Here is a 10,358-nt window from a genome sequence, read left to right on the forward strand (position 1 = left end):
GGGCATCCGTTACGTGCCATTCCATAGCGATTCGCTTTCAGCTTTTAGCTATCAGCTTACCAGCTAGCAGTCCGAAATGATTTTTGAAAACCAAAAGAGTGTTATTAAACGACAAAGAAATAAAGGAAGAGAAAGAAGATAGAAAGATGTTATGAAATCTTCTTGCTGTATGCAGGTATGTTTAGCAATTCGTTAAAAAAATCTGACAAATCAAATAGGATTGCGATATCAGCTTTTTCCGGGCAAGAGGTGTGAGAAGATGCCTCTTGCCTCTTGCCCTCATTCTCTGGCAAAGCCTGGAAATATTCTAGACACTGACGGATTTTTTCAAGTTTCCGGAGCCGAAGACTGAACGATCATTGGTGATAGGTAAGCGACTAAAGCACCGATGAAAAAACCGGCGAAGTTGCGAAACAGGGGCAACCACTCCGAGGTGCGAGTGACAACGGGGCCGAGACCAAAAGCAATGAATAGAATTCCCCACAAGGGAGAGAATATTAAAGCCCACTGCCATGCAAAAATTTGTCCCTCTTTGCGGGGTACAGCGGCAAAGCCGCAGATAATTCCGCCCACAATGGAGGTAATTAGAGTGAGAATCCACTGTTCTCTGGGCAGTCCGGGTACAACCCGGCAACCTCCCTGACGCAGACAGGTTTGAATGGTTTCTAATGATTGAATGATGGCTTGGTCTTCGCCATTTTCGCGCACGAAGTAGAGATTGCCGAAGCGCGTTTGCAACTCAATCCAGAAGGTTCGGGGCATGAGTTTATAAGCGTCATCGCCTACATTAAAGTTGAGAATATTACCGCCGCGTTGGTCGGCAACCAGCAACACGCTTTTATTATCCAAGCTCCAATAATCTTTTAAGGCAAGACCAGGGGTGCGGTCGTATTGAGTTAATACCCGCAGCTTCCAACCTGTTTCTGCTTCAAAACTCTCTATGTTTTTGACCAATCCCTCTTCCTGAATATTTGTCAAGGCTTTGGCTAAGTCAATGATCGGGGTAGGAGTCTCCGGCAGTAAGTCGGGATTGTTATAGGCGTGAGCAACGGGAGCGATCGCCCAAATGGACAAAGCCAGGAAAAATGCGACTAAAGATGCCACAATTCGTTGTTTAGGAAGAGGCTTCATTGGCAGTTCGGTTTCTTTAAAAGCGAATGGGTTAGGTAAACTAATATTTCTTTACACTTGTTTACCATATTTTAATACAAGGAGTCTCTAGGGGTATCTATTCAGGAGGGGAGAGGGAAAAGGACTAAGGATAAGGACTGAGGGCTGAGGGAAAAGGGGAGAGGGAAGAGAAAAAAGGGGTGATTCCATGCCAGCTTTGATGTTGCATGGAATCACCCCTGACTCTTGTGCTGCTCTGGTGCGATGTCTACTGCACTAACTAAGTTTTCCGAAACCGGGTGGGGTCAAGCCGCATCAAACCCATAATCAGCGCTACTCCTACAACAGCGCCTCCTAAGTGAGCAAAATGGTCTACCCCGTCTTGAATCCCAGTTTGTTGAAATTCAAAGAACACTCGCTCAATCACAAACTGACCCAAAATCAGAACTTCCAAGACTTTGCGCCAATTCCAGCTCAACTTAATCAACACGCTGACCGCGAATAAGCCAAAGACGGCTCCCGAAGCCCCTAAAGAATAGATTGGCCCATGCTGGAAAAGCCAACTCATCAGACTAGCGCCCAGTCCGCAGATGATGTAGGAAGCGACCACCCCGAAGATCCCTTCCTCTTCCTCAACTAGGCGACCAAAGATATAAAGAAAAAATAGATTTCCCGACAAGTGCGCCCAGCTGGCATGACAAAACATCGCCGTGAAGAACTGATAAAAGGCTGGGCGGGCATGATTGAGATATAAACCTTGAAGATTGAGGCTGAGAATATGGTCAGCAATAAAGATAACTAGGTTGATCAAAATCAGGGCAAAAACACCGTTGTATTGGTTGTTTCGTCTGCGGTTTGATGAACGATCCTCTAGTAGCAAGTCAGTTGCAGAATCGGTCGGTTCTGAGTTTCCCTGATTCTTTCTCATAGCTGGTATTCTCAACGGCATCTGTATTAATAATCTTCTGAGTCTGACGACTCCCACTCCTGATAATTTTTATGAGAAGTGGAGGCATTTTCAGTGTCTTGATAAGAATCACCGTATCCACGAGGCTCAAAACCATTTCTTTGCCCTGGTGGCAAACGCTCGATTGACCTACGCCCTCCCGTAGGACGCTTGAAAGTTTTCCAAGCAGCTTTCACACCGGCAAAGACGCTGCGGGTGCCAACTTGCACGTTTTGAGCCTGCTTCTTAGCACCGCTAATGCTTTGATCGACTTGTTTAACAACTTGACTGGCGCTCTTGACGCCTTCATTGACATCATCTGTCAAGTCACTAATTTCCAAACCCGTCAGGCGAATTGATTCTAGTGTGGGGGGCATTTCTCGGTTTAGCGTATCTGCTAACTTTTCTACGCTGCGAGCTGCCCGCGCTAATTCTTGTACCGCTGGCAGCAGCGATACTAAGACGGCAGCTAAGCTAACCGCCACCAGTAAAACCGACAATCCTAACCAAAATAAGGGTTCAGTCACTCTTGCGATCGCCTATCGTCTGTGGTTACAAGGGGGCGTGCATCAGCCTGGACTTCTTCATCCATGATTTGTTTGAGTGCTTCTTGTTCGCGTGCAGAGGCTTCAATTCCAGCAGCGATCGCCTGTTTTAATCTCAAAAGCGTTTCATCCCAGTTTCGCAGTGCTGATTCTGAGAGACGGTCAGCTTGCAGCTGCACGCTGGTCGATAGGTCTTCGGCTAATTCTGGTAGGGCATCGGCAGATTTTTTTAACAGCCGCCGCGTGTCTCGACCTGTACGAGGGGCAACCAATAATCCGGTAATGGTTCCAAGAGCGCTGCCTAGCAGCAGACCACCAATAAATGATCCAGCACGGTTGTTTGACATTTTCTAGTCTCTATGTCTTAATTCCAATTTTAGGCAGTTTTCCTTCATCCGTCGTTGGTACAGGCAGCAATACGAGTACCTTTGGAAAAAGAAAATCGCCCTTATCTTAACAGCAGTGGTTTGGGTAGTTTCAACTCCTGCGCCAGAAGCGCTGCGTTATTCCTATGGACTTTGGCTTATTCCGCAGCCAGAGTTTTTGTCCCAAACCGAACAATGCCAAAATTTTTTGCACCCGTTGTAGTTGAGGATCGAGTTGCTGATATCGCTCTGTGAGCAAATTAGCCCCAAGCTGACCTTTAGAAAGAATCTTGGGGGCACCCCTTAGGACGTTATAAGTATTCCGCTCGGCTGCGAGTACAATCTTTGTAATTTTTGCCAGACGCGATCGCAGTTTTCGGATTTTCCAGGCAACATACAACAGCATCAGCGAGAGCAGCACATTGAAAACCACAACAATTGTCACCATCTCTCATCCTGAAAGCACCTAGCCTCTCTAGTTTGACTCATCTACTGCTTTTCGATCGTTCATCTCTTGCTTCATCAACCCCTCAACTACCTCGCTAGTAGGTAGTGCTTAGAGTTGGATAATTTTCTGAGTTAAGGAGACTTGAAAGATGGTGAATTTATTAACCTCCCATTCCCGATCTAGGGGCGTATTTGCGCCATGCCCCTATGGAATCTGATAATACATACAAAAAGGATGGGCAAAATACCCATCCTCAGAAACCTTGTCTTACTGACTGATTGAGAAAGCTATTAACACACTACTCGCTCTGGGTCGGGAGAGCCGCAGTGGTTACAGGTAGGTTAATCGTTTGCCCATTTCGAAGCACCTCCATCTGTAAACTACTGCCCACTTGGCTCCTTTCTACTTGCTGTTGTACTGTGTCTGTGTCTGTGACCAATTGACCGTTGATTTTTTGGATAACATCTCCCGTGCGTAACCCTGCATTGGCAGCAGGGGAGTTTCGCATGACTCTGACGACAAGAATGCCTCGATCCGCACTGATATTCACGCGACTGTTGGAATCTTCATTGATTTGCTGTTTGACTTCAGGCGTGAGTTTCACCATCTGGATGCCCAGATAAGGATGTTGCACGTTGCCAGTCGTCGCCAGCTGATTGCCAATGCGTTGAGCGGTATTGATAGGAATCGCAAAGCCTAATCCTTGGGCACCCCGGATAATCGCTGTATTCATCCCAACCACTTCACCTTTGGCGTTCAGCAGTGGCCCGCCTGAGTTACCCGGATTAATCGCGGCATCTGTTTGGATAAAGTTTACCCGCTTATCGGGAACGCCAACTTGAGAGCTAGAGCGTCCGGTGGCACTAATAATCCCTGTTGTGACGGTATTATCTAGACCCAAGGGGTTACCGATAGCGATCGCCCATTCCCCAGGTCTCAGCCGATCTGAATCACCCAAACGCACCGTCGGCAGATTATCCGCCTGAATTTTAACGATGGCGACATCTGTTACCGGATCTGTACCCATCACCTTACCTGTAAAGGTGCGCCCATCCTTGAGAATGACGTTTACAGTGTCGGCACCAGCGACTACATGGGCATTGGTGAGAATTTGACCATCCGTATTGATAATAAAGCCCGATCCCGTACCCCGTTCGACTCGCTCTTGTGGGCCAGTCGGCAACTCAGCGCCAAAGAACCTGCGGAAGAGGGGGTCATTGAAAGCGTCAGGGAGTTGTTGTGTCACCGTGCGGGAAGAATTAATCCGCACCACTGCTGGTCCCACCTTGTCCACAACTTCTGTAACAAAGTTAGTGTCTGTGCTAAGTGGTAGTTGTGCCTGAGCAACCGCAACTCCTGGGCTTAGAGACACTTTAGAAGTAGACTCCTTGGAGGACAGCAGGGTATTTGACCCCAGATAGCCGCCTGAGAAGGTGACACCAGCTCCCAGCAGCACCAGCGATACATAGGTGGCTGCCTTTTGCCAGGGTTTAGGTGCCGAAGCGTCAAATCCTTTCTGGTTGGGTTGCCTGGAATTATAATCGCTATCTTGCTGTTTGCTTTTCATTGTTGACACCTGCGACAAGGAAGTTAAAATTCTGTACGCTTGGCTCTGGTGAAGACAGCTCTGTTATCCGCTGGTTTACCAAGTGCGTCCGCGTGAAAACGCTATGTAAATTTGCCTGTATAGATGCTTTGTTTAACATCTCTACATCTCTTAATCTAGACATCTCATGTGACGTGCTTGTGACGTTGATGTTGCACTCTAATGAAAATTCTTGGGGCTGGAGAGGAGATATCTACTTTTTGGAATACCTCTCAAAGGAGCAGCTTTGCCCCACTCGCCCGCATACGATCAAACGTAAGCGAGTGCCTAATTGTTCGGGTGTTCCAGAAGCGGCTGACTCATTCACCAAAATCACGGGTAATTCATGTGAAAAATATTACTAAGCGCCCAGCGGGTTTAGTGGCAATCGTTATTTACAAAATCTTCAGTGCTTTACTGCTTGCGGTGATTGCGATCGCTTTAGGATTAACAGTCAAAGAACACCAGCTTTTGGTTGATTTTTCAGAATCTTGTGCTTTAGAAGGTAAATTAGACATTATTAAATGGACTCTGGACAAGATTTTAAATTTTAACCCTAAAACTTTGCAGTTTACCAGCATAGCTGTTGGACTCTACGCGATTTTAACTGCGATTGAGGGAATCGGTCTTTGGTATCAAAAAGGTTGGGCAAAAATATTAGTTTTGGTACTGGTAGGGATTAGTATTCCACCTGAAATTTTTGAGCTATTCCGCAGAATATCGCTACTAAAGCTAGCAGTTTTTTTGGTAAATTTAGCTGTGTTTTGGTATTTGTTGCGTCATTCACTCTCTACCCGCGATGATGGGCAATCGCAGTAAAAATTGAAACCCGGCTTGAGCAGACAGCGATCGCTAACTTTAAAATCCCAGATTGGATATTTTTGATTAAAAGTTACTTGACTTAATTTAGCTGACCCCTGTTCTGACAGCTTTAGGAAGCGTTTACATGGTAGCCAGCCTTTTTAGACCCTACTCAGAAATTGGACTGTTATGATGGACTGACAATCCAGCAGTTTATATTGGCTATTTTCTGACTCTATGAACCGTTTAAAAGCTGAAGTTGTCCCTAAACCAAAAATCCAAACGTACCTAATCCGCTTGATGTATGACTTATATACCCAGTATTACGATGGCAGCAGTTGGGAAATTTTTCAACAGGATTTGAGTAACAAAGATTATGTAATCCTGCTGTGGAATGAAGAGGAAAAACTTCAAGGTTTTTCCACACTGGCGATTCTTTCGTTTGAATTTGAAGGAAAGCCGAAACGTGCTATTTTCTCCGGCGATACGATTATCCATCATCAATATTGGGGAGAACAAACCCTGCCATTGGCGTGGTGTCGTCTGGCTGGGAAGATTAAAGGCGAAGCAATGGAGCAACCTTTATATTGGTTTCTAATTGTTAAGGGATACCGGACGTATCGCTACTTGTCGGTATTTGCCCAACGTTTTTATCCGACTTGGCGATATCCAACGCCAGTAAATTATCAGGCGTTGATGGATTACCTAGCTCAGACAAAATTTGGAGATGACTACGATCCTGCGAGTGGGTTAATTCGCTTTCCCTCGTCGCTAGGGCATTTGCGAGGAAGCTGGGCAGAGATTAAAGAAGGATTTCAGCATAAACCAGATGTGCGCTACTTTTTAGAACGGAATCCAGAATATTACAAAGGACATGAATTGGTGTGCTTGATGGAGTTGAGCGAGGAGAATATGCGATCGCACGCTCAACGCGGCTTCCTAGAAGGCTTGAGGGATGCGCGGAGTGAGGGATGAAGGGATACGCGATCGCTAGTTGAACCGACGTACCAAGACGATATCTACATCAGTTATGAGTTGGTGCAAAATCACAACGAATTGACTGATTTTACCTTTGAGAAAAAGTGGGAAATCGGCCAAAAATGGAAGCTGAATTTGACATAAGTATACATTAAAAAAAATAAGTCAAGATTAAACGAATTAATAGAATAAAAACTGGATTTTTTTAATTAGCTATACAAACTGAATTGCATTGTGGGCTGTTGCAAATATAATTAATGTAAGGCTCAGCTATCTACCAAAGGAGCAGTGCTTTTGATTATTCTTTTTTCTTTCACCCTTTTTGTTAGTGCTTTCCTCCTTTTCTGGGTACAATTGATGGTTGCCAAGATGATTCTGCCTTTATTAGGCGGATCTCCATCAGTATGGAACACTTGCCTATTCTTTTTCCAAGCAATTTTATTACTAGGTTATGGCTATTCCCACATCACAACGAGTTGGTTTGGGGTTCGCCAGCAAGCTGTTATTCACACTATTTTTCTGCTATTACCAATAGTCTTTTTACCCGTTACTCCTGCTAAGAATTGGATTCCTCCTCATGATGCCAATCCTATCCCTTGGCTGTTAGTTTTGCTACTGTTCTGTGTCGGAATTCCCTTTTTTGTGGTTGCTACCAGTGCGCCTTTAGTGCAAAAGTGGTTTGCTGAGACAGGACACCCAGCGAGTTCCGATCCTTATTTCCTCTATACTGCGAGTAACCTGGGCAGTATGTTAGGGGTTCTCAGCTACCCCATCTTAATTGAACCAAATTTTTCGCTGACACACCAAAGTTGGCTATGGACAATCGGTTACGGATTATTGGTTTTGCTCACTCTAGGATGTGCAGTATGCCTATGGCGATCACCTGAAAAATTCAACAGTTTACAAGCGGGTAACGCCGGGTTTATTCAAAATGCTTCTGGGGACGCCAATGTAGGCAACAAATCCGCGCTTACAGAAGAAACTCCCACGATTCGACAGAAAGCACAATGGGTATTACTATCATTTTTACCCTCTAGTTTACTTCTAGGAGTTACCACTTATCTAACGACAGACATTGCAGCAATTCCGCTTTTGTGGGCAATTCCTTTAGCGATTTATCTATTAACATTTATTTTAACTTTTGCCCGTAAACCACTTTTGCCTCATAAAGTTTTAGTGGCAATTTTACCTTTATGGTTGACTATACTAATAATTTTATTTTTAATTCAGGTGATGCAGCCAATATGGGTATTATTTCCCTTACATTTGGCAGGATTTTTTGTGGCGGCTTGTGTTTTTCATGGAAAATTAGCTCGAAGTCGTCCCAGTACGCAGTATCTCACTAATTTTTATCTGTGGATTTCTGTCGGGGGTGTCCTCGGCGGATTATTTAATGCAATTGCGGCTCCGCTTTTATTTCAATCTGTCCTGGAGTATCCTCTGATTATGGTACTTTGTCTCCTCCTTATGCAAACTTCTAAGGAGGCAGACGATCCCCTATCTAACCTACAGCGACGTTTAACTTTTCCCATCAGTTTAGGTCTTTTAATCGGCACTTTGCTGGTTGGTTTTACTGGCAAGAATTTTACGAATAACCTGATAGGCGACCTTATCGGTTTTAGCATCCTAGCTGGCATTTTTTACGCCTTCAAGCTACATCCAATCCGGTTTGGTTTAGGCTTAGTTTTGGTTGTTTTAATTAGCCAGTTTTCGATAGGAACTCTCGGTGGTATTCTCGATACCGAACGCAGCTTTTTTGGCGTCTATCGGGTTTTAGATGATAGGCGCGGCAGCTATCATAGTCTTTTGCATGGAACGATCCTGCATGGGAAACAAAGTCTCGACCCAAAACGGCACAATGAACCTTTAACTTATTTTTATCCTACTGGTCCCATTGGGCAATTATTTAGCTCTTTGAATCAAACAAAACCTCCAAAAAATGTTGCGGTGCTAGGGTTGGGAATTGGGACGCTAGCTGCGTACTCAGAATTGGGGCAACAATGGACTTTTTATGAAATCGATCCGACTATTGAAAGGTTAGCTCGTGACACTCGTTACTTCACCTTTTTACAGAATTCAAAAGCGCCATTATCTGTAGTTTTAGGGGATGCTCGGTTGCGATTTACTGAAGTTCCAGATAATCGCTATGACCTGATTTTCATGGATGCTTTCAGCTCGGATTCAGTCCCCATCCACCTAATAACGAAGGAAGCCATTCAGCTTTACTTGAGTAAGTTAGCTAAAGAAGGGTTAATTGTCATTAACATTTCTAATCGATTCCTGAATCTTGAGCCGGTTTTGGGCGCTTTAGCTCAGGATTTAGGATTGTCTACACTGAGGCAGAGAGAAGCAGATATTTCTGAATCTGAGCGGGAAATCGGGAAATCTCCTTCTCACTGGGTGCTATTTGCTCGTAATCAAAAAGATTTGGGCAATCTCGTCAGTGACTCGCGCTGGCAACCCATCCCGGAAACAAAATCAGCGCCTCTGTGGACAGATGATTTTTCTAATATCTTCCGAGTATTACGTGCCTTTGCAGCTAGAAAAGCCGGGTGAATGACAGATGCGATGCGATCGCACGCCGTATACAATCTACCGTAGCTGCCGTAATACTTTGATTTGTGAGGTGTTGAGTGTGGATGAGTTGGCAAAAGCATCGAGATAAGGAGGCTGATTCAAATAAATTGATTGAGGCGCTGTCTCGGTAGCCATTCTCTTGGCTTTTTCTTTAATTGATTTGAGTACCAGACGAACGACCCATGAAGAGAGTTGTGGATTTTCATCTATTTCGGTCATCAGAGCATCTAAATCGTTAACAATCGCCATCATTGGGTAGTTCAGGTCTTTTTGCATGACTTTCGCTCTTTATTTTCAATATTTGCTCGATTTACGCCTAAATCGCTCAGATTGAGCGATCAGCGTGTTCTTGTTGCGGTACTTACTTAAAATAAGAAACTTTTGCATAGCCCACAATCGTTGTTGTGTCACTCTCTTAGCCGACTTTCTACCCTGATGCTATTTCTGTGTTCTTTTTTAGCCGATGTAGTTGGCTACTCCTTGCTGTATCAACACTTGCGGCTTGGGGAAAAACGAGCGATCGCGCTTTGAAGTCCAAACAACTACTGCCTCTAGCAGTAGACAATTCTTCAACCGGCACACACAATCAAATTGAAATTTTTTTTCCTGAAGTAGAAGATGGGAATCAATCGAAGTGACAATGCCATGTTAAATCCGCCTGATTCCCCGCCATTAAGCGCAACCCTACCCTGATAGAGCCTGCGGCTCCAGCTTTCCTTGCCAAGAGCAGGTAGGGATTAGGGTGAGGTTCTGGCATTGCCCACCCCTACTTACAGCAGATTGCAGGTATATAGAGTACATTGAGGTCAGTGCATGAACAGGTAGAATGAAACCTTACTCCATCGACTTTCGAGAAAAAGTAGTCAAAGCATACGAACAAGAAAACACATCGATTAGGAAATTAGCAACCAGATTTGATGTGAGCAAAGCCTTTGTACAGAGACTGCTCAAACAAAAGAAAATGAAAGGTCACGTAAAACCAGAAAAGCAGGGTGGAAGCCTG

At 44.7% G+C, this 10,358-nt stretch carries 13 protein-coding genes; 5 read left to right on the forward strand and 8 right to left on the reverse strand.

All coding sequences use genetic code 11. The features are described from left to right. Positions 1–327: 327 nt before the first annotated feature. The 6 genes from H6F50_RS17820 to H6F50_RS17845 all read right to left on the reverse strand — a co-directional run bounded on the left by H6F50_RS17820 (position 328) and on the right by H6F50_RS17845 (position 4,981). A complete protein-coding gene (locus H6F50_RS17820) occupies positions 328–1,131 on the reverse strand; it encodes a TPM domain-containing protein (protein ID WP_190413017.1) in 804 nt (267 codons plus the stop codon). Between the two features lie 259 nt (positions 1,132–1,390). Next, complete coding sequence (locus tag H6F50_RS17825; protein ID WP_190429728.1) at positions 1,391–2,038, reverse strand: rhomboid family intramembrane serine protease; 648 nt, start codon at positions 2,036–2,038, stop codon at positions 1,391–1,393. A 26-nt stretch (positions 2,039–2,064) separates the two neighbouring features. After that, a complete protein-coding gene (locus H6F50_RS17830; RefSeq protein ID WP_190429729.1) occupies positions 2,065–2,583 on the reverse strand; it encodes a DUF948 domain-containing protein in 519 nt (172 codons plus the stop codon). After that, positions 2,580–2,948, reverse strand: coding sequence for a YtxH domain-containing protein (locus H6F50_RS17835; protein WP_190413014.1), 369 nt, complete (start codon positions 2,946–2,948; stop codon positions 2,580–2,582). Before H6F50_RS17835 ends, H6F50_RS17830 begins: the two co-directional genes overlap by 4 nt. Before the next feature lie 130 nt (positions 2,949–3,078). Then, entirely contained in the window at positions 3,079–3,414 is a 336-nt protein-coding gene (locus tag H6F50_RS17840; RefSeq protein WP_190429730.1) for a hypothetical protein, read from the reverse strand. Between the two features lie 298 nt (positions 3,415–3,712). Next, on the reverse strand, positions 3,713–4,981 hold the full coding sequence (locus tag H6F50_RS17845) for an HhoA/HhoB/HtrA family serine endopeptidase (RefSeq protein ID WP_190429731.1): 1,269 nt from the start codon (positions 4,979–4,981) through the stop codon (positions 3,713–3,715). 375 nt (positions 4,982–5,356) lie between these two features. On the opposite strand from H6F50_RS17845, the gene H6F50_RS17850 reads away from it, so the two are divergent. The 3 genes from H6F50_RS17850 to H6F50_RS17860 all read left to right on the forward strand — a co-directional run bounded on the left by H6F50_RS17850 (position 5,357) and on the right by H6F50_RS17860 (position 9,334). Then, positions 5,357–5,818, forward strand: a complete 462-nt coding sequence (locus H6F50_RS17850) for a DUF2127 domain-containing protein (protein ID WP_347276166.1) — start codon at positions 5,357–5,359, stop codon at positions 5,816–5,818. 219 nt (positions 5,819–6,037) lie between these two features. Then, positions 6,038–6,775 (forward strand): hypothetical protein, encoded by a 738-nt coding sequence (locus H6F50_RS17855; RefSeq protein WP_190429733.1) that lies wholly within the window; start codon positions 6,038–6,040, stop codon positions 6,773–6,775. A gap of 360 nt (positions 6,776–7,135) precedes the next feature. Further along, the gene (locus H6F50_RS17860; RefSeq protein WP_242029087.1) at positions 7,136–9,334 is read left to right on the forward strand and encodes a fused MFS/spermidine synthase; all 2,199 of its coding nucleotides are present in this window, start codon (positions 7,136–7,138) and stop codon (positions 9,332–9,334) included. A gap of 36 nt (positions 9,335–9,370) precedes the next feature. Here H6F50_RS17860 and H6F50_RS17865 read toward each other — a convergent pair whose 3' ends face one another. Further along, positions 9,371–9,631 (reverse strand): hypothetical protein, encoded by a 261-nt coding sequence (locus tag H6F50_RS17865; protein WP_190413006.1) that lies wholly within the window; start codon positions 9,629–9,631, stop codon positions 9,371–9,373. Between the two features lie 105 nt (positions 9,632–9,736). Here H6F50_RS17865 and H6F50_RS17870 point away from each other — a divergent pair, with 105 nt between their 5' ends. Next, positions 9,737–9,886, forward strand: coding sequence for a hypothetical protein (locus tag H6F50_RS17870; protein ID WP_190413005.1), 150 nt, complete (start codon positions 9,737–9,739; stop codon positions 9,884–9,886). 94 nt (positions 9,887–9,980) lie between these two features. On the opposite strand, the gene H6F50_RS27685 is transcribed toward H6F50_RS17870, so the two are convergent. Continuing rightward, positions 9,981–10,112, reverse strand: a complete 132-nt coding sequence (locus H6F50_RS27685; RefSeq protein ID WP_277877581.1) for a hypothetical protein — start codon at positions 10,110–10,112, stop codon at positions 9,981–9,983. Positions 10,113–10,181: 69 nt separating this feature from the next. On the opposite strand from H6F50_RS27685, the gene H6F50_RS17875 reads away from it, so the two are divergent. Then, positions 10,182–10,358 (forward strand): FeoC-like transcriptional regulator (locus H6F50_RS17875; RefSeq protein ID WP_242029009.1); only part of this gene is annotated, 177 nt, incomplete at its 3' end.

Source organism: Coleofasciculus sp. FACHB-712 (assembly GCF_014695635.1).
GTDB lineage: Bacteria > Cyanobacteriota > Cyanobacteriia > Cyanobacteriales > FACHB-T130 > FACHB-T130.